This window comes from Hyphomicrobium sp. (genome assembly GCF_036780825.1).
Classification (GTDB): Bacteria; Pseudomonadota; Alphaproteobacteria; order Rhizobiales; family Hyphomicrobiaceae; genus Hyphomicrobium_C.
Map to the genome: position 1 here is coordinate 71,614 of NZ_DAIQCD010000002.1, position 18,429 is coordinate 90,042.

Annotated in this window: 16 protein-coding genes; 6 read left to right on the forward strand and 10 right to left on the reverse strand. The window is 65.9% G+C overall.

Features of this window, described 5'->3' with window-relative positions; genetic code table 11:
* Positions 1-241 precede the first annotated feature (241 nt).
* Both V7P99_RS01525 and V7P99_RS01530 read right to left on the reverse strand, forming a co-directional pair.
* The gene (locus V7P99_RS01525; protein ID WP_333793059.1) at positions 242-2,830 is read right to left on the reverse strand and encodes an ABC transporter permease; all 2,589 of its coding nucleotides are present in this window, start codon (positions 2,828-2,830) and stop codon (positions 242-244) included.
* Positions 2,827-3,537, reverse strand: coding sequence for an ABC transporter ATP-binding protein (locus tag V7P99_RS01530; protein WP_333793060.1), 711 nt, complete (start codon positions 3,535-3,537; stop codon positions 2,827-2,829). Before V7P99_RS01530 ends, V7P99_RS01525 begins: the two co-directional genes overlap by 4 nt.
* Before the next feature lie 58 nt (positions 3,538-3,595).
* On the opposite strand from V7P99_RS01530, the gene V7P99_RS01535 reads away from it, so the two are divergent.
* The 3 genes from V7P99_RS01535 (at position 3,596) to V7P99_RS01545 (ending at position 6,364) form a co-directional block, all read left to right on the forward strand.
* Entirely contained in the window at positions 3,596-4,294 is a 699-nt protein-coding gene (locus tag V7P99_RS01535; RefSeq protein ID WP_333793061.1) for an arylesterase, read from the forward strand.
* 15 nt (positions 4,295-4,309) lie between these two features.
* Positions 4,310-4,882 (forward strand): RNA 2',3'-cyclic phosphodiesterase, encoded by a 573-nt coding sequence (thpR, locus tag V7P99_RS01540; RefSeq protein WP_333793062.1) that lies wholly within the window; start codon positions 4,310-4,312, stop codon positions 4,880-4,882.
* Positions 4,883-4,945: 63 nt separating this feature from the next.
* Complete coding sequence (locus V7P99_RS01545; RefSeq protein WP_442909847.1) at positions 4,946-6,364, forward strand: MFS transporter; 1,419 nt, start codon at positions 4,946-4,948, stop codon at positions 6,362-6,364.
* A gap of 125 nt (positions 6,365-6,489) precedes the next feature.
* Here V7P99_RS01545 and V7P99_RS01550 read toward each other — a convergent pair whose 3' ends face one another.
* The 4 genes from V7P99_RS01550 to V7P99_RS01565 form a co-directional block, all read right to left on the reverse strand.
* Positions 6,490-6,993, reverse strand: a complete 504-nt coding sequence (locus tag V7P99_RS01550; protein ID WP_333793064.1) for a GNAT family N-acetyltransferase — start codon at positions 6,991-6,993, stop codon at positions 6,490-6,492.
* A gap of 2 nt (positions 6,994-6,995) precedes the next feature.
* Positions 6,996-8,579, reverse strand: coding sequence for a bifunctional phosphoribosylaminoimidazolecarboxamide formyltransferase/IMP cyclohydrolase (gene purH / locus V7P99_RS01555; protein ID WP_333793065.1), 1,584 nt, complete (start codon positions 8,577-8,579; stop codon positions 6,996-6,998).
* A 93-nt stretch (positions 8,580-8,672) separates the two neighbouring features.
* Entirely contained in the window at positions 8,673-10,385 is a 1,713-nt protein-coding gene (locus V7P99_RS01560; RefSeq protein WP_333793066.1) for a heparinase II/III family protein, read from the reverse strand.
* A 180-nt stretch (positions 10,386-10,565) separates the two neighbouring features.
* Positions 10,566-11,960, reverse strand: a complete 1,395-nt coding sequence (locus V7P99_RS01565; RefSeq protein WP_333793067.1) for an RsmB/NOP family class I SAM-dependent RNA methyltransferase — start codon at positions 11,958-11,960, stop codon at positions 10,566-10,568.
* Positions 11,961-12,172: 212 nt separating this feature from the next.
* Between V7P99_RS01565 and V7P99_RS01570 the strand changes: the two genes are divergently transcribed.
* Positions 12,173-13,351 (forward strand): ATP phosphoribosyltransferase regulatory subunit, encoded by a 1,179-nt coding sequence (locus V7P99_RS01570; protein WP_333793068.1) that lies wholly within the window; start codon positions 12,173-12,175, stop codon positions 13,349-13,351.
* Complete coding sequence (hisG, locus tag V7P99_RS01575; protein WP_442909848.1) at positions 13,348-14,061, forward strand: ATP phosphoribosyltransferase; 714 nt, start codon at positions 13,348-13,350, stop codon at positions 14,059-14,061. Before V7P99_RS01570 ends, hisG begins: the two co-directional genes overlap by 4 nt.
* Before the next feature lie 208 nt (positions 14,062-14,269).
* Here hisG and V7P99_RS01580 read toward each other — a convergent pair whose 3' ends face one another.
* From V7P99_RS01580 to V7P99_RS01595, 4 genes are all read right to left on the reverse strand, one after another.
* Positions 14,270-14,557 carry a DUF1150 domain-containing protein gene (locus V7P99_RS01580; protein WP_333793069.1) on the reverse strand — a complete coding sequence of 96 codons (288 nt, stop codon included), beginning with the start codon at positions 14,555-14,557 and terminating at the stop codon, positions 14,270-14,272.
* Positions 14,558-14,775: 218 nt separating this feature from the next.
* A complete protein-coding gene (locus V7P99_RS01585; RefSeq protein ID WP_333793070.1) occupies positions 14,776-15,204 on the reverse strand; it encodes an Hsp20 family protein in 429 nt (142 codons plus the stop codon).
* A 133-nt stretch (positions 15,205-15,337) separates the two neighbouring features.
* Entirely contained in the window at positions 15,338-16,090 is a 753-nt protein-coding gene (locus V7P99_RS01590) for a hypothetical protein (protein ID WP_333793071.1), read from the reverse strand.
* A 244-nt stretch (positions 16,091-16,334) separates the two neighbouring features.
* Entirely contained in the window at positions 16,335-16,730 is a 396-nt protein-coding gene (locus V7P99_RS01595; protein ID WP_333793072.1) for a VOC family protein, read from the reverse strand.
* Positions 16,731-16,869: 139 nt separating this feature from the next.
* Between V7P99_RS01595 and V7P99_RS01600 the strand changes: the two genes are divergently transcribed.
* A complete protein-coding gene (locus V7P99_RS01600) occupies positions 16,870-18,402 on the forward strand; it encodes an acyl-CoA carboxylase subunit beta (protein WP_333793073.1) in 1,533 nt (510 codons plus the stop codon).
* Positions 18,403-18,429 lie beyond the last annotated feature (27 nt).

The following is an 18,429-nucleotide window of genomic DNA, read 5'->3' on the forward strand; positions in this document are numbered from 1 at the left end:
GCAAACAGCTAGAGAATTTGCCGTGAGCGCAAGCGAACGGAAAATGCTCTAGCGAACCGAATTCGCCCGGAGCATATCGGAGCATGGGCGTCCCTCTTCAAGGAGGGCGCGCCGATAAACTGGGCAGCCGGCCCCTTATATAGGGTAATTCGGTCGTGATGTTAACGCCGCATCTCGGCGAATATTGGTCGCGATACTTAGGTGAACATCCTTAATAGCGAACGAAGCCCGCCGGTTACGTCTATTGAGATCTGAGCATTGGGGCGGCTTTGGCACGTAAGACCGTCCAGGTCCCAAGCGAGCCGAACAGGAGCACGAGGCCCATTGCCAGCGCGAGGGCCCGCAGAACCGCGGTCGTGCTGAAGGTGAACGGGATGCGCATCACCTCCCCAACTGCGATCCATGCCGCGAACGCGCCGAGGGCCGCCGCGCACGTCCCTGCGATGAGGGCGAGCAAAAGATATTCGAGCACGTGCGAGGTGATCACCCGCCGGCGCGTCGCGCCGAGCATCTTGAGCACCACGGCTTCGAGGACGCGCCGCCTCTGGGCCGTCGCCAGCGCGCCGGCGAGCACGAGAGCGCCGGCGACCAGGGTCACGGCGCCTGCAACCCGGACGGCGGCCATGACCTTCTCGAGAATGGTGGTGGCCGCGTCGAGAGCGTCCTTCACGCGGATGACGGTCACGGTGGGCAGCGCCTTGCCGATCGCGCGGCCGAGGGCTGCCTCGGTATCGGGGGCGACGTCGGGCGGCAGGCTGACGGTGGCGAGCAGGTTGTGCGGCGCACCCTTGAGCGCGTTTGGCGAGAACACCATGACGAAGTTGAGCCTGAGGCTCTCCCACGTCACCTCGCGTAGGTTGGCGATGCGCGCCGTGAGATTGCGCCCCAGCACATTCACCGTCACTTCGTCTCCGATGCCGACGCCGAGATGGCCCGCAAGGTCACGCTCGAAGGACACCAGAGGCGCGCCCTCGTAATCGGCTGGCCACCACGCTCCGTCGACCAGCGTGGAGCCTTCGGGCAACGTCTCCGCATAGGTCAGCCCGCGGTCGCCGTTGAGCACCCACTGCGCTTCGGGCGGAACCCGGATATCTTCCGCTTTGCGGCCCTTGAGCGAGACGAGGCGTCCCCGCAGCATCGGGGCTTCGACGACATGCGCACCCGGCGCCGTCTCCTCCACGATGCCGACCAGCCTGTCGGCCTCGGTGCGTGGCACGTCGAGAAGAAAATGGCTTGGCGCCTTCTGCGGCAGCCGGCTCGTCAACTCGTTGACGAGGGATGCGTCCGCGAGCGCCACGGCGACGAGGAGCGACAGCCCCGCGCCGAGCGAGATGACCACCGACCGCGTGAGGCCGCCCGGTGCACCGAGATTGCCGATGGCAAGCGCCAGCTCTGGCCACCTCGGCCGCGGTATGCGCCGTGCCATCACGGTCACGAGTGTTCCGAGCCCTGCAAATGTGACGAGCACGAGCGCCAGCGCGCCGCAGAGATAGAGAGCGATGCGCATGGATTCGGCCATGGCCAACACGAGCGCCAGCAGAGCGGCGGCGATGAGCGCCGTGGCCGCCATGATGCCCCGCCCAGGCCAGACCCGCTCCGGCGCCACCTCGTCGCGAAACAGAACGCTTGGCCGGATGAGCTGGGCCCGTCCGAGCGGCCAAAGCGTGAACAGGAGCGCCACCAAGGTGCCGTAGGCGGCGCCTGTAAGAAGGCTTGCTGGTGAAAGTGCGAACTCGGCCTGGATCGGGAGCTGGTCTCCGTAAGCCGAGAGGAGCGCTTGCGGCGCCAAAAGGCCGATCGTCCACCCCGCTGCAATTCCAGCCAGCGTGATGGCGAGCACCTGGACGAGGAGCATCGACAAGACGCTGCCGCTCGTCGCGCCGAGGGCCTTCATGGTGGCGATGGCATGGCGCCGCTTCTCGATCAGCGCCGCCACCGCGTTGGCGATTCCCACGCCGCCCACGAAGAGCGCAGCGAGCCCGAGGAAGGTCAGGAACTGGCGCAGCCGGTCCAGCGTGCGGGTGACCTGGGGCGAGGGATCGCGCCGGTCGGCGATGACGAAGCCGGAAGAAGCCAGCTCCGCCTGCGCCGCAGTGCGAAACTGCGCGAGATCGATCGGTTTCCCGCCCGCGTCCGGTTCGAGCGCCACCGCATAGCGCCACCGCACCAGCGCCCCCGGCTCTGCAAGCCCGGTCTTTTGCAGCGTGGCCTGGGAGAGGAACACACGCGGCCCATAGGTCAGGCGGTCTGCGATGGCGTCCGGCTCGGAGACGAGCGTCGCCATCACCGTCACCTCAGCGTCGCCGATCTTCATCGTGTCGCCGATCGAAAGCCCGAGCTGGCTCACGAGCACAGGGTCGGCCACGGCTCCGTTGGGCGCCGCGATGGCGTCCGCAAAGCGTGCGCCTTTCAGCTCGACCTCGCCGGCGAGCGGATAAGCGCTATCCACGGCCTTGATCTCGGCCAGCGCCTGCTCGCTGCCGTCGAGCCGCCGCGCCATGGTCCGCATCGTGGCCTGCTCGCTGACGCGCCCGTGGGCGGCGAGCCAGCTTCGCTCGGCATCCGTAGCGCGCGCGTGCATGCGCGAGAAGGCGACGTCGCCGCCGAGCAGGATCTTTCCCTGGCGCTCGATGCCGGCGGTGAGCGCGTCTCCGACGGTCCCAACTGTCGCGATCGCCGCCACGCCGAGCGCGACGCACGCCATGAAGACGTAAAAGCCGCTGGCCCCCGCCCTCAGCTCGCCGAGGGCGATCGTGATCAGGCGGAAAATGGAGAGTTGCGAGCGGGCTTCGGGCGCGGCCATTCCGGCGCGAGATGCGGAGGCTGTCATGCGGCTGCCACGGTGCGTTCGTCGGCGACGATCTTTCCGTCAGCCATGCGGATCGTGCGCTCGCAATCCTTGGCGAGGCGCTCGTCGTGCGTGACGAGCACCAGCGTGGCGCCGCTTTTACGTTTCAGCCCGAACATCAGGTCCACCACCTGTCGCCCGGTCTTTCCGTCGAGATTTCCGGTCGGTTCATCGGCGAGCAGGAGCTTCGGCTGCGGAACGAGCGCGCGGGCGAGCGCCACGCGCTGCTGCTCGCCACCCGAGAGCTGGGCGGGAAAGTGGTCGATCCGTGCGCTGAGCCCCACATCGGCAAGAAGCGCGCGCGCCCGCTCCCTGGCCGCCGTTTGTCCTGCGAACTCGAGCGGCAGCGCCACGTTCTCGAGCGCCGTCATGGTCGGGATGAGATGAAAGGACTGGAACACGATGCCGATGTCCGCGCCGCGCGCCAGTGCCAGTTGATCCTCGTTGAGAGCGTTGAAATCGCGCCCGGCAACGAGCACATCCCCGCTGGTGGCTCGCTCGAGGCCGGCGAGGATCATGAGCAGCGAGGTTTTCCCCGAGCCTGACGGCCCGACGATGGCGAGCGACTGTCCGTTCGCGACCGAAAGAGTGATGCCCTTGAGAATCTCGACCAAGCCCGCGCGGCTTTCGAGGTTGAGCCGGACGTCGGTCAGTTGGATGATCGGATGTGGCACGAGGCGGGGCTCCATGTGGGCCCGCGATGGCGGGCCGTGGCGCAAGAGTTTCAAGGCGAGGTGAGGCAAAAAAATGAAGGTAAAGCAAAGCGCTTCCGCCGTGCTCCGTCAGATGGTGAGACGCATGGCGCTCGTCAACCTCTGGCTCGTGGCGAGCTTTGGGGCGGCACTGGCGGCAGAAGCCGCTGCGCCCTTGCGGATCGTTGCCTTTGGCGACAGTCTCACCGCCGGCTACATGCTGGCGCAGCGTGACGCCTTTCCCGAGCAGCTTGCCGCAGCGCTTGAGGCCAAGGGCTATCCCGTCGAAATTGCGAATGCTGGCGTTTCGGGTGACACTACGGCAGCGGGCCTCGAGCGCTTCGATTGGGCCATCCCCGAGGGCACCGATGCCGTCATTGTCGAGCTTGGCGCCAACGACGCCTTGCGCGGCATCGACCCGGATGTGACGCGCGCCAATCTCGACCACATCCTCGCAAAGCTCCGCGAGCGCAATATCGACGTGTTGATCGCCGGCATGAAAGCGCCGAAGAACTGGGGTAAGGATTACGAGACGCGCTACGAAACGATCTTTGCCGATCTGGCCGCAAAGCACGGGGCGTTGCTCTATCCTTTCTTTCTCGACGGGATCGCGATGGATGCCGAGCTTAATCTCGAGGACGGCCTGCACCCCACCGCATCCGGTGTCGGCGTCATCGTGGAGCGCATTCTGCCCAAGGTCGAAGAATTGATCGGCCGCGTGCGCGATCGGCGCGCGTCCTCGTCGAAGTCCTGATCAGGGATCCTTGCCATGCCCCGTCTCTTCACCGGCATCGCCTTGCCGCGACCGATTGCTGAAACGCTGGCGAGCCTCGCCGTTCCGCTGGCCGGTGCGCGCTGGCTCGAGCCCGAGGACATGCACATCACGCTCCGATTTGCAGGCGACGTGGACAACCCGACGGCGGATGCCTTCCATGCCGCCCTCGCATCCATCGACGAACCAGCCTTCGAGCTTCGCGTCCAAGGCTTCGGCGCGTTCGGCGGCCGTGAGCCGCGCACGCTGTGGGCGGGCGTTGCCGAGAGCACGTGGCTCGATGCGCTCGCCCGCGCCAACGATCGCGCCGCCCGCTACGCTGGGCTGAAGCCGGCGAAGCATCCGTTCCGTCCGCACGTGACGCTCGCCCGCTTGAAGGGCACGCGCCCAGAGGCGGTCGCCCGCGTGCTCGGTGGGCTCGGCGCATTCACGAGCCAGCCGTTCCAAGTCGAGAGCTTTGCGTTGCTATCCTCGCGGCCCAAGATCGGCGGCGGCCCTTACGTGGTCGAAGACACATTCCACCTGCGCGGCGGCGCTGATTACGCCGGCCAGTGGGGTGGTGACGCATAGAAAAGGAATTGCGCTGCAATCCGCGTGCCTGGGCTATAGAGCTTTCCTTTACACAAGCTCGGTATGGGGGGAGCGCGCGCCGTGCAGGACCGCACAAAGAACGCTGAAGTGGAGCGCGCGGCGCCATTGCGCGCACTCGTCTCGTGGGCGTTCTTCGATTGGGCTGCACAACCCTATTACACGCTCGTCCTCACCTTCCTCTTCGCGCCCTACTTCGCCAACGCCGTCGCGCCCACTCCAGCGGAAGGGCAGGCGCTGTGGGGATATGCGGCGGCGATTGCGGGGATCGTGATTGCGGTCGGCAGCCCGTTCTTCGGCGCCGTCGCCGATGGCGGCGGGCGTCGTAAGCCCTGGATGGCGCTGTTCTCGACGCTGTTCGTTGCCGGCCTCGCCATGCTGTGGTTCGCGGTGCCCGGCGCGGATGCGTCAACGATCGCCCTCGTGCTCTTGGCCTTCGTCATCGCCACCGCCATGGCGGAATTCACGACCGTATTCACGAACGCCATCATGCCGGACCTCGTGCCGGCCCGTCAGCTTGGGCGGCTTTCCGGCATCGGCTGGGCGGTCGGCTACGCTGGCGGGCTGTTGAGCCTCGCCATCATGGCGGGCCTTGTCGTCGCCGATCCGGCAACCGGCCGCACGCTCCTCGGCCTGGAACCGATGTTCGCGCTGGACGGCGCAGCCCGCGAGGGCGACCGCCTCGTCGGTCCGTTCGCCGCGCTCTGGTATGCGCTTTTCATGATTCCGTTTTTTCTGTTCGTGCCGGACAAGAGAGAGGGCGCTCGCACCGCGCCGGCGCGTCCCCCGCTGGCCGAGCTGTGGGCGACGATCCGCGACCTGCCCTCGCATCGGGATCTGCTGCTGTTTCTCATCGCGCGCATGCTCTATGCCGACGGCCTCGCAGCGATCTTCGCCTTCGGCGGCATCTATGGTGCGGCGGTCTTCGGCTGGGGTGCCTTGGAACTCGGCCTTTTCGGCATCGTCCTGACGTTGACCGGCGTATTCGGTGCCGTGATCGGGGGCGTGCTCGATGATCGCATCGGCTCGAGGACGGTGATCATCCTATCGCTGCTGCTCCTGATCGTGGGTGCGTTCGGCATCCTGTCTGTAGACAGCACCCACGTGCTGTTCGTGAGCGAGGTGGCGCCGAAGGCGGCGGGCTCGCATCCGTTCTCGTCGACGGGCGAGCGCGTCTTCCTGGCCTTCGCCATTCTTGTCGGTCTCGTCGCCGCGCCCGTGCAAGCGGCAAGCCGCGCCCTTCTCGCGCGCCTCGCGCCGCCTGAGAAGATGACGCAATACTTCGGTCTGTTCGCGTTCTCCGGAAAGGTCACCGCCTTCCTTGCGCCTCTGCTTGTAGCGGTCGTCACGCAGGCCACGGACAGCCAGCGCATCGGCATGGCCTCGATCGCGCTCTTTCTAATCTCCGGGCTCGTCCTGATGCTCGCCGTCCGAGCGCCGTCGGACACGCTTTCGCTGCGATGAGTTCACGCGCGCCAAACCGCGCGACAAACACAACGTCACCCCGACGAAGGTCGGGGTCCATGCAAGCTTCCACAAACACAGCGCGTGAGAAGTACGAGACCTCCAACGCGCCCTACGGCAGGCGTCTAACCCCGCTTCGACACCATGAACCACGCCGGTCCGGTCTGGGGATCGTGCCACACGCTTTGCCAGCGGAAGCCCGCCTTTTCGTAGGCCCGCACCGCGCGCTCGTTCTTGACCGAGGGGAAGATGCACACTGCAACCGCGAGCGTGGTGGCGAACACCTCGTCGCGGAGTAGCCCGAGCGCCGCCTGTCCGACGCCCTTGCCGCGATGCTCCTCCGCGGCGACGAAGAGGTCGAGGTCCCAGGTGCCGGGCTCGAGCTCGTCCGGCAGGTTGTCGCCCCAGAGCGTCGCGTCGACGGCGTGCGCATAGCCCACCGGCACGCCGTCCGCCTCGATGATGCGGCAGATCGCATGCTTTGCATCGAGCGCGATCAGAACCTCCGCCTCCGTGGCGGCGGCCGGTCCCCACCAGTCCTGGATGTCCAGCCGCGCAAGCCAGCGTCGGATCATCCCGAAGTCGGCGCGTGAGGCCGGCCGCAGACGGATGTGAGCCGCCGCAGTCATCGTTAATGGCGGAAGTGGCGCATGCCCGTCAGCACCATGGCAAGGCCCGCGTCGTCGGCAGCGCGGATGACCTCGTCGTCGCGCAGCGAGCCGCCCGGCTGGATGACGGCGGTCGCACCCGCCTCCGCCGCCGCGAGAAGCCCATCGGCGAACGGGAAGAACGCGTCCGAGGCGACGGCCGCGCCCTTGATCTCGAGGCCCGCCATCTCCGCCTTGATGGCCGCGATGCGCGAGGAGTTGACGCGGCTCATCTGGCCCGCGCCGATGCCGATGGTTGCCAGCTCCTTGGCGTAGACGATGGCGTTCGACTTGACGAACTTGGCGACCTTCCAAGCGAACAGAAGATCGGCCATCTCAGTTTCGGTCGGTTGCCGCTTCGTGACGACCTGCAGCCGGTCGTAAAGCGCGAGATCGGCCTCCTGCACGAGCAGGCCCCCTGTCACCGTGCGGGATTCGAGGCGCGGCATTGTCGCAGCTGGCCAATCGCCGGTGACGAGCAGGCGCACGTTCTTCTTCGCCGACACAGCCTCTCTCGCCCCGTCGGTCACGGAGGGCGCCAGGATGACCTCGACGAACTGCCGTTCCATGATGCGGGCGGCCGTGGTGCCGTCCAGTTCGCGGTTGAAGGCGATGATGCCGCCGAACGCCGATTCGGGATCCGTGCGATAGGCGCGGTCGTAGGCCTCGGCGAGGGTCCCGGCTTCGGCGACCCCGCACGGATTGGCGTGCTTGACGATGACGCACGCTGGCCGGTCCGCGAAGGATTTCACGCATTCGAGCGCGGCATCGCTATCGGCAACGTTATTGTAGGAAAGCTCCTTGCCGAGCAGTTGCGTCGCCGCCGCGATAGTTCCTGAAGCCGGCTGTTGCGCGACGTAGAAGGCGCCTCGCTGATGCGGATTTTCCCCGTAGCGCATGTCGAGTGCCTTGCGGTACTGCGTCGAGAAGGTGGGCGGGAAGCCGTCTGCCTTGCCCTCAGGATGCTCGGCGGCCGTGCCAAGCCAGTTGCTGATCGCGCCGTCGTAAGCGGCTGTGCGGGCATAGGCCTTCGCGGCCATACGCTTCCGGAATGCAAGCGTCGTCTTGCCGCCGTTGGCGCGCATCTCGGTAAGCAGTGCCCCATAATCGGCGGCATCGACGATCACCGTCACCGAGGCGTGGTTCTTGGCTGCCGCGCGGATCATCGCCGGGCCGCCGATGTCGATGTTCTCGACGCAATCAGCGTAAGCGGCACCCTTCGCGAGCGTCTCCTCGAACGGGTAGAGATTGACGACCAAGAGATCGATGGCGGAGATCGCGTGCGTCTCCGTGGCCGCGATGTGCTCGGCATTTCCGCGCACCGCGAGCAATCCGCCGTGAATGGTGGGGTGCAGGGTTTTCACGCGCCCATCGAGGATCTCGGGAAACCCCGTGACGTCTGCAACGTCCCTGACGGCGAATCCAGCGCCCTTGAGCTTGGCCGCCGTTCCGCCCGTCGAGATCAGCTCGACGTTCCACTCGGCCAGGGCTTGCGCCAGCTCATCGAGCCCCGCCTTGTCCGAGAGCGAAATCAGGGCGCGGCGGATCCGGGGATTTGCGTCTTTCATGGGTCGTTTCTTCCTTGAGCTCTTTGGAGCCTGATCGTTGGAGTCATGCCGAGGCGAGCGGGGCAACAGTCTTGCCGGAGGCGAGCACGAACTCTAGCTCATGATCTCGTCGTGCCGTTCGAGCACCCAGCGGACCTCCGTCTCGCCGAATGTCGCTCCGCGCGCAACGATCTGCAGCGCGCGGCGCGGGCCGGCGGAATCCGCAAAATATGTGCTTTCTTCAATGGCGAGCAGCGCCCCTTCGAGATTGAACCACCAGGCTTCCCCGTTGGCGAGTTCGATGATGGCGATGCTCGGGTCGTCGCTCCGCCGGCAGCGGACGGCGGGATGCAGATGGAAGTGGATGGCAAACGGAATGTCCTGGCGCAAGCGCAGCGCGCCGCCGTGTCCGGAAAGGCGGTCGATGCCGAGCAGGCGGGAGCCTGTGGGCGCGAGCGCCAGCGTCCGCTGATGCACGAGGCCGAACCGCCGCGCATAGCCATCGTGGCTGGCCGTGACCTCGAGGGTCCCGTCGTGCTCTTCGAGTGCGTAGGCAACGCGGTCGGGATATCGGATCGGCGCCCCGCCAACCAGCTCCTCGAGGCGCTTGTGCCGGATCAGCTTCGATGAGGACTTCTCGCCAAGGCAGAGCGTGTTGTGGCTCGCCGTTGCACGCGAAGCGGCGCGCCATTCGGTATTGGCCGCGGACGGCGCGCCTCCGTTGACGAGCATCAGGGACGTCCCGGCGCTGAACTCGAACGATAGGCAGCCCGCATGCGCGTCGGCTGCGGATTCGAGCGGCGGCGGCGATCCGGCATCGAGAAGCAGGATCGAGGCGCCGCGCTCGAGCCGGACGTAGTTGGAAGCCGGTGCACGGGCAGGAATGGTCCCTGGGTTGTCGTCATAGACCAGCACGGTCGCGAGCCCCGCGGGCGATCCGACACCCATGCCGTTGAAGCGTGCCAGCATACCGTCACCCAGCCGCATGTATTTCAGCATCCCAAGCATCGCATTGAGCGCCGCGGCGAAGTGCGGCGGCACTTTGCGGCTCCGCGCGGTGAAGCATTGCCCGAGCGGCAGGAGATCGAGGATCAGCTCGACCAGGACGCCGGGATTGCGCCCGATGTGCCCGCCGTCGGGGAGGATCTGCCGCTCGAGTTCGGCGACGAACAGCTTCTCCGTCTCAGCGACCTGTCCCTCGTGCCCGGAGATGCAAAGCTGCGCCAGGAGCAGCGCGAGCAGCGACAGAAGGCGCGGATAACCGCTCGGACTGTTGCGCCAGCCCGCGGCGAGGCGCACGAGCTGGAGGCCAAGACTCTCCGTGATGATCTCGTAAGTCTCCGCGTCCGCCTCCTCCAGCAGAAGGCCGGAATGGGACATCCACGAGATGAGGCGGCGCCCGGTGGTGTGCGCCTCCCACGCGATGCCTCCTCCGCCGCGGTGACGCAGTGCCCACTCCGAGGCGAGGAGCTGCGCCATCTCGCGCGCTTCCGGTCGCCCCGCGGCGTCCAGGTGCCGCAGCCAGGCAAAGCCATGCAACGCTCGCGCCCAGCCATCGCTCGGTGGCGTGATATCGAATGGCGAAACGTCTTCGGCGAGCGCGACGGCTCCTGCGAGGCCGAACTGGCCGATCTCCACCTCGTCCCAGAAGCTCGGGTCTGCGGTTCGCAGATCCTGCGGCACGATCAGCAGTTGCTCGGCCGAGGAGGCGCCGAACTGCCAGCGAAACGGCGGGGAATGGAGAACAGATGAGATCGCCTCGCGGCGCAGGCGGTCTGCGGCAAGATGGGTGATGCGGATACGTTCGGAAATTTTGAGCCGCGCCATGCGTGTCCGGGCCGGTCAACGGTGAACGATCATCAGTGTCTTCGCGTTGCGTCCTAGAGTTCGGCACGACCGAACGATGATCGAGAGACGCCCGGCAAAGTTCTGCGCAGGCCGGACCGGCTCTGAAATAGGGAGGCAATTTAGCATGCCGTCCGCGCTCCTCAATCAAGCTTCCAGGATTTATGCCGGCGAAAGCGCGTCGCGCCGTTGGAGCCGGGCTGCGTAGAAGCCGTCCATTCCAGCAAGTGCCGCCTCCTCATGCGGGAGATGGCTCGGCAGCGTTCTGAGGTCTCCGTCAGGCGTGATCCATTCGGCTGCGATGCCGGCCTCGCCCGGAGTGATCGGGATCCGGATGAAATCAGGGTGCGCGTCCAGAAACTGTGCAACCTGGTCGCCTCCCTCCTCCGGCTCGAGCGAGCAGGTGCAATAGACCAGCAGCCCGCCGGGCCGTACGAGCCCGGCCGCCCGTTCGAGCAGCCGCCGTTGCAGGGAAACGCGCGGGCTGGTGTCGTCCTTGCGCCTGAGATGCAGGATGTCCGGATGGCGGCGGATGGTGCCGGTGGCGCTGCACGGTGCGTCGAGAAGCACGGCGTCGAAGGTCCGTCCCGGATCCCACGTCAGCACGTCGGCTGTGATCACATCCGCCGTCAGCTTCAGTCGCGTGAGGTTCTGCTGCAACCGGTCGAGCCGCACCGGGGAGAGGTCGACGGCCGTGACCATGGCGCCTGCGGCCAGGAGCTCGGCGGTCTTGCCGCCGGGAGCCGCGCACAGATCGGCGATCCGCTGCCCCGCGACGTCGCCAAGCAATCGCGCCGGAAGGGCGGCCGCTGCGTCCTGCACCCACCAGATACCGTCGGCGTAACCCAAGAGATCCTCGATGCGGCCCGCTTGCGTGCGGTCGAGGCGCACGGTGCCGGTGGCGAGCCTCATGCCTCCGAGCCGCTTGGCCCAGGCGTCAGCGTCGGTCTTGACGGAAAGGTCGAGCGCCGCCTCCGTGAGCGAGGCCGCAGCGATTTCGCGCGCGAGCTCTGGCCCGTAGGCCGCCTGCCATCGCTCGAGAAGCCAGCTTGGAATGTTGGTGGCGACGGGATCGAGCTCGGACAGGATGTCCTTGCCCGCGGTCGCGACGCGCCTGAGCACGGCATTGGCCAGCCGGTCGAAGCGCCGCGCTCTGGGATCGGCGCGGCACAGATCCACGGCGAGGCTGATCGCCGCATGCGGCGGCGTCTCGAGCACCAGAAGCTGCGCCGATGCCGTGAGCAGGATGGGCCATAGGCTGCCGCTATCAGGCGGAAGCGGCTTCTCTAGGAAAGAGCTGGCCACCATTTCGAGCTCGCCCTTGCGGCGCAGCACGGTCATGACCAAGAGGCGGGCGAAGGCGCGATCGCGCGGCGCGAGGTGCTCGCCCTTGGCGAGGGCCGCTTCGAAAGCGTCGTCGAGCGGCCGTCCCCGATCGAGGACGGAGACGAGGCACCGGACGGCCGTCGCCCGGGCTTCGTAGCCCGAGGGCTTCGATCGCCGCGGCGTCCGAGTAGGCTTTACGGGCTTGCGGCGGGTTTGGCGCGGGGCTGACATATTGCGGATCAAGAACTTCTCCAAAGGCACGATGCCAGTTACGCCATCCCGGGTGCCGCGACAATGTTCACCGCGGGCCCGTTGCGCAAAGGCCCGCGGAATGAACCAAATTCCGGGCCAGCGTCTTGCCCTGCCGCCCCTTCGCCCCTATGAACGGCCCTTCCCGACGCTCTTCCGCGGGAGGAAGACGCAGGGACCGTTCCGAGGATCCAATGCCCGCCGAGACGGCGAAACAATTCGAGGCCCTGGAGGCTTCCGCGCAGACACTGCTCGGCGTTTTCACGCGCGTCGGCTATGAAGCTGTGTCTCCTGCCATCATCCAGCCCGCGGACGTCTTTCTGGATGTCATCGGCGAGAGGCTGCGGGCGCGCACGTATGTGTTCACCGATCCGGACGGCGATGAGCTTTGCATGCGGCCCGACCTTACGGTGCCGACATGCCGCCTGCACATCGAACGCCACCCTGCGGCGAAAGTGGCGGCGAAATACAGCTACAACGGGCCGGCCTTCCGTTTTCAGCCGGAAGGAAGCGGACGCGCCCACCCGCGTGAGTTCCGCCAGACCGGCATCGAAGCCTTCGGTGGCCTGGACCGCGAGCACGCCGAAGCCGAGATCGTGGCGACCGTCCTGTCCGGCCTCGAGGCGGCGGGCCTCTCGACCTACGCCTTGCGGTTCGGCGATCTCGGGCTCATGCGGGCGATCCTGCACGCGGCCGACATTCCCGAGCGCTGGCGCCAGCGCCTGGTTCACCTCTTCTGGCATCCGGATGCCTTCAGAGCCGAACTCCGGCGCCTGACGATCGAGCCGGAGGCGGCCGCCGGCGGCATTCCAGGAGAGCTGCGCTCGGTCCTCGATCCTGACGATCCTGAGGCGGCCGAACGCGCCGTGGCGGACTATCTGGAGGCAAGCGGCATCGAGGCCATCGGCGTTCGCAGCGTGGCTGAGATCGCCGAAAACCTCATCGGCCGCGTGGCGGATGCGCGTTCGGAGCCATTGTCGGCCAAGACCGCGCAGTTCATCGCGAGCTACGTGGCGATCGTCGCGCCCGCGCGGGCCTCCGCGCGGCGTGTGCGGGAGTTGGCGACGCTGATGGGGATCGATATCGGCGCGGCCATCGAAGCCTACGAGCAGCGCCTTGAGCTGATTGCGAGCGCGGGAGTCGATCTCGACCATGCGGAATTCTCGGCCGACTTCGGGCGGGCGCTCGAATACTACACCGGATTCGTGTTCGAGGTCGTGACGCCCTGCCTTGGCCGCAAGAGCCCGGTCGCCGGTGGCGGGCGCTACGATCGCCTCCTCAAGGCCGTTGGTGCCGCCAATGATGTGCCCGCCGTGGGCGCCGCCGTGCATACGGACCGTCTCCTCTCCGCCTTGAACGGAGGCGCCCCGTGACCACATCGGACCGGCTGATTCTCGGTGTGCCGTCCAAGGGCCGGCTTATGGAGCAGACGGCGGAAGCCTTCGCGGCCGCCGGCCTCACGCTCCGCAAGACCGGCAACGAGCGCGGCTATCGTGGAGAGATTGCCGAGGTTGCCGAGGTCGACGTGGCCTTCGTTTCCGCCTCCGAGATCGCAAACTATCTCAAGACCGGCCGCGTGCATCTCGGTGTGACCGGCGCCGATCTCGTCAATGAGCAGATGTCGGATGCCACCACACGCGTCAGCTTTCTGAGAGAGCTTGGCTTCGGCCATGCCGATGTCGTCGTCGCCGTGCCCGATTGCTGGATCGACGTGCGCACCATGGCCGACCTGGCCGAGATTGCCATGCCCTTCCGCCGCGCGCACGGCCGCTGCTATCGCGTCGCGACCAAATACCTGAACCTCACGCGGCGCTTCTTCGCCGCCCGAGGGCTTGCCGATTATCGGATTGTCGAAAGCCTTGGTGCCACGGAGGGGACGCCGGCCGCTGGTACCGCCGAGCTGATCGTCGACATCACGACCACCGGCACCACGCTCAAGGCCAACGGCCTGCGGATTCTCGATGACGGCCTGATCCTGCGTTCCCAGGCCAACTTGATCGCTTCAAACGTCGCACCCTGGACGCCGGCGACCCGTGCCACGATGGACAAGATCACGGACTCCATGGCCGCCCTTAGAGCCTGATCGCGTGAGACGAAAATCTTGCCGAGGGCCAGCCCGGTACTTCCGAGGAAACCCGTGCTGAACGTGTAAAGGCGCACCCGTCTCCGGATGCGCCCTCGTGTCATTAGAGCCGTTCCGGTTTAAGTGGGATGGGGGAACGGCTCTAAGCTTTTGTTTTCTTGTGCTTCTTTTGGGAAACCGGGTCCCACTTTTCCGAAAGCACTCTAGATCAGTGCAAGCTCGCGATTTCGAGCTCGCCGTCCATGGCATGGCTGAGTGCCGCCTGGCGCGTATCGGTCAACGCGATCGGCGTACCATCCGCCGCATGCAGCGCGAAGAGGTTGATGCCACGCGGCAGGTCCTCGATCGCGGGGAACATGCGAAGCGCTTCGTCGGAGGACATGGTCTTGATATAGGCCACCTGGCCACCGCCGAGCCTTGCCAGCTCAATGTCGCTCATCACCGGAGCGACCGCGGACTGCGCCTTCGGGCGCCGCTTTGTCGTATTCTCTTTCATGACGCAACTCCTCCTCTCTCGAGGTCCAACGTCATGGTAACGAGGCAGGCGTTCATTTTCCTTCGCCACCCCATGCCATGATCCTATGATTCGATGCCCCTGGCTGTAGCGGACGGGCGCCTGGGCGAGCCAAATCAATCGGCTTGCCGTTCAGCCTCGCGCCATTTCTGACGTTGGCAGGAACGATCGCTCCATCGCGCCGAACCGGCTTTGCCACGTCAGGATGACCCCGCGCCGATCTCGATCCTGCGCACGAGACGGTGCGGTTCATGGCGGACGAGATCGATTGCAAGCAGCCCGTTCGACAGCTCCGCCGACTGCACCTCAATGCCATCCGCAAGGACGAACGTGCGCGTGAACTGGCGTGTCGCGATTCCCCGGTAGAGGAACTCGCGCTCCCTGTCGTCCTGCTGGCGGCCTCTCACGGTGAGCTGATTGTCCTCGACCGTGATCTCGAGCTGGTCGCGCGTGAAGCCTGCGAGCGCAATCGTGATCCGAAGCTTTTCCTTCGCGCCATCCGCTGCGCCGATGCGCTCGATGTTGTACGGAGGGTAGCCCTCGTTGCCGGTCTTCGTGCGATCAATAAGGCGCTCGATCTCCTCGAACCCGAGAAGGAGCGGGTTGGACAGCACAGATAGTCTGCTCATGACAGCGAAAGTCCTTTCGATAAGCGACCTTCTACTTTGTTAAACGCAGCGGCATCCGATTGGATCACCGCCGGACCAGCCCCTTTTGGGCACTGGTAAGATGTCCCTGATATTGGAGCGGACTGCCCGCCGTTCAAGCTGCGGGCTTATGCGATTTGTAGCCCGGATCGGCCATTTTCGCCGCCCCAGTCGGTTCTAGCACCGATTTGAGCAGCGTGGCCTTGCGTTCCAGTTGCCGTGACGCCTCCTCGAGGCCGGCAGGATCGTTTTTGTACCGGCCGCCGATCGCCGCTAGCAGAACCTTTTTCAGGTCGTCGAGTGTGCTCCGGAGCGCCGCCTCGGTGCGCGCCAGCGCCTCGTCGCGAAGCTCCGCCGGCTCGCGCCCCGGAAGCGCCGCCCCCCGCGCCGGCCGGGTCCAGCGTATGGGCTTACCCGTAACGATGTAGCGGCCGTAGGCGGCCATCACATAGTGGCCAAGCTCCGTGAGCGAAATGGCGGCACGCCGATTGCGGCCTTTTGCGCAGGCGGCTGCGAGGCCCGCTTTGCTGAGGGAGAGCGCCGCCCGGCGCCGTGCGGCGCTTTCGGAGCGCGACATCCCCGGCGCCGTGACCGTGAGCGGCTCTCCACCTTCCGTAGCCGACGCGGCGATGAGAAGCTCTCGCTCCCTTTGGCCGAGACGCAGCCGACGAAGGCTGCGGCGGCCCGCCTCGAAGGTCACCCGGCAGCCGACGCACGGAGCCAACCCCTGCACCCAGGCGGCCGCCGCTCCGTCAAGAGAGGGTGCAAGCGACGCAAAAAGCGGCGCCAGCGCTGCGCAGGCGTCACCGCTATGTGGGCAGGCCAGCGCGTTCCCCGAGCCCGAAGAGCCTGGCACGAGAGGATGCATATCCTCCGCAACACATGATGCCTGTGGCACGATCTGGTGCACGTCGCAGCCTCTGAAGTCTGGATGCGGCACGATCCGTTGCAGCCGCTGGCATCATACGATTCAGCGGATCGCTGCATCATAATGTGCCGGGCATAAAACGATACGTTGAGTCAGAGGCTTACCGACATTCGCTGATGTGGAGCTTACGCTTTGTTCGGCACCCGACGAGCGGACCCGAGCCGGGCCGGAGACCGCGGGCCCGTTAGCGGAACCGGCCACCCCGCTCCAGCACCTCGATCTTGTATCCGTCCGGATCCTCGATGAAGAAGAAGCGGCCGAAGGGCTTTCCATTGTGGGTCATCTGCTTGATATCCTTCGGGGAATAACCAAGCGCCTGAATCCGCTCTCTTTCCGCCTCGAGATCTGCGACGGAGAAGGCGACGTGCCCATAGCCGTTTCCGAGATCATAAGGCTCGGTCCGGCCTTTGTTGATGGTCAGCTCGACCTCGAAGTCGGCTTCGGGGTTGCTCATGTAGACGAGCGTGAAATCGTCGAAATCGGCTCGCTCGGCGACCGAGAGGCCGAATACCTGGCTGTAGAAGGCGACGCTGCGCGCCTCATCCAGAACCCGCACCATCATATGGATTGCCTTGGCCATGGCGGTCCGTCTCCCTGTCCGAGGCGCTGGCTATGGCAGCGCTGAGCCCGTGTTAGTCCATTGGCTGCCTGCTGAGCGCTGTGCTATCCCACGCCAGCCCTATGCAGTCACCGCACATCTACATACGGGGAACATCTCCATGAAGGAAGTCATCGAGGAGCTTGCGCGCCGGCGCGACAACGCGCGGCTCGGCGGGGGCATCGCCCGCATCGAGGCGCAGCATAAGCGCGGCAAGCTAACCGCCCGCGAGCGCATCGATCTCCTCATGGACGAGAACTCCTTCGAGGAGTTCGACACGTTCGTCGAGCATCGCTGCACCGATTTCGGCATGGAGAAGCACAAGATCCCGGGCGACGGGGTGGTCACCGGATGGGGTACCATCAACGGCCGCGTGGTTTACGTCTTCGCCAAGGACTTCACGGTCATGGGCGGCTCCCTCTCGGAAAGTCACGCCCGGAAGATGACCAAGATCCAGGATATGGCCCTTAAGAACCGCGCGCCCATCATCGGCCTGTTCGACGCCGGCGGCGCGCGTATCCAGGAAGGCGTAGACGCTCTCGGCGGCTACGGCGAGGTGTTCCAGCGCAACGTGATGGCCTCGGGCGTAATCCCGCAGATCTCGGTGATCATGGGGCCGTGCGCCGGCGGCGACGTCTATTCGCCCGCCATGACCGACTTCATCTTCATGGTGAAGGACACGAGCTACATGTTCGTGACGGGCCCCGACGTCGTGAAGACGGTGACGAACGAGAGCGTCACCGCCGAGGAGCTGGGCGGCGCCAAGGTGCACACCACCAAATCCTCGATCGCCGACCGCGCTTACGAGAATGATGTCGAGGCGCTCTTACAAATGCGCCGGCTGATGGACTTCCTGCCATCCAATAACAAGTCGGGCGTGCCATCGCTGCCGACCGTTGACAGCGCCGATCGCGTCGACCACTCGCTCGACACGCTGATCCCCGACAATCCCAACAAACCCTACGACATCAAGGAGCTGATCCTGAAGGTCGTGGACGAGGGCGATTTCTTCGAAATCCAGGACGCCTACGCGAGGAACATCGTCACCGGCTTTGCGCGTATGGAGGGGCGGACGATCGGGATCGTTGCCAACCAGCCGATGGTGCTGGCCGGCGTGCTCGACTCGGATGCCTCGCGCAAGGCGGCGCGTTTCGTGCGCTTCTGCGACTGCTTCGAGATTCCGATCGTGACCTTCGTCGATGTTCCGGGCTTCCTTCCGGGCACGGCGCAAGAGTACGGCGGCCTCATCAAGCATGGCGCCAAGCTGCTCTTCGCCTACGCCGAGGCGACCGTGCCGAAGGTGACGCTGATCACGCGCAAGGCCTACGGCGGGGCCTACGACGTGATGAGCTCGAAGCACATCCGCGGCGACGTGAACTACGCCTGGCCCTCGGCTGAAATCGCCGTCATGGGCGCCAAGGGCGCAGCCGAGATTCTCTATCGCGCCGAGCTCGGCGATCCCGAGAAGATCCAGGCCCGCATCGACGAATATCAGAAGCGCTTCGCCAACCCGTTCGTGGCGGCCGAGCGCGGCTACATCGATGAGGTGATCCTGCCGCACGGCACGCGCCGGCGCATCTGCCGCGCGCTCAACATGCTGCGCAACAAGACGCTCGAAAACCCCTGGAAGAAGCACGACAACATTCCGCTGTAAGCGGAGTGCAGGTGCGCGGGCCGGTAT

Coding starts and splice junctions, on each gene's coding strand:
- V7P99_RS01550 (WP_333793064.1), bottom strand. CDS start 6,993: ATGACTGCGGCGGCTCACATCCGTCTGCGGCCGGCCTCACGCGCCGAC.
- V7P99_RS01580 (WP_333793069.1), bottom strand. CDS start 14,557: ATGAAAGAGAATACGACAAAGCGGCGCCCGAAGGCGCAGTCCGCGGTC.
- V7P99_RS01530 (WP_333793060.1), bottom strand. CDS start 3,537: ATGGAGCCCCGCCTCGTGCCACATCCGATCATCCAACTGACCGACGTC.
- purH (WP_333793065.1), bottom strand. CDS start 8,579: ATGAAAGACGCAAATCCCCGGATCCGCCGCGCCCTGATTTCGCTCTCG.
- V7P99_RS01560 (WP_333793066.1), bottom strand. CDS start 10,385: ATGGCGCGGCTCAAAATTTCCGAACGTATCCGCATCACCCATCTTGCC.
- V7P99_RS01585 (WP_333793070.1), bottom strand. CDS start 15,204: ATGAGCAGACTATCTGTGCTGTCCAACCCGCTCCTTCTCGGGTTCGAG.
- V7P99_RS01570 (WP_333793068.1), top strand. CDS start 12,173: ATGCCCGCCGAGACGGCGAAACAATTCGAGGCCCTGGAGGCTTCCGCG.
- V7P99_RS01595 (WP_333793072.1), bottom strand. CDS start 16,730: ATGGCCAAGGCAATCCATATGATGGTGCGGGTTCTGGATGAGGCGCGC.
- V7P99_RS01590 (WP_333793071.1), bottom strand. CDS start 16,090: ATGCATCCTCTCGTGCCAGGCTCTTCGGGCTCGGGGAACGCGCTGGCC.
- V7P99_RS01545 (WP_442909847.1), top strand. CDS start 4,946: ATGGGGGGAGCGCGCGCCGTGCAGGACCGCACAAAGAACGCTGAAGTG.
- V7P99_RS01525 (WP_333793059.1), bottom strand. CDS start 2,830: ATGACAGCCTCCGCATCTCGCGCCGGAATGGCCGCGCCCGAAGCCCGC.
- thpR (WP_333793062.1), top strand. CDS start 4,310: ATGCCCCGTCTCTTCACCGGCATCGCCTTGCCGCGACCGATTGCTGAA.
- V7P99_RS01535 (WP_333793061.1), top strand. CDS start 3,596: ATGAAGGTAAAGCAAAGCGCTTCCGCCGTGCTCCGTCAGATGGTGAGA.
- V7P99_RS01600 (WP_333793073.1), top strand. CDS start 16,870: ATGAAGGAAGTCATCGAGGAGCTTGCGCGCCGGCGCGACAACGCGCGG.
- V7P99_RS01565 (WP_333793067.1), bottom strand. CDS start 11,960: ATGTCAGCCCCGCGCCAAACCCGCCGCAAGCCCGTAAAGCCTACTCGG.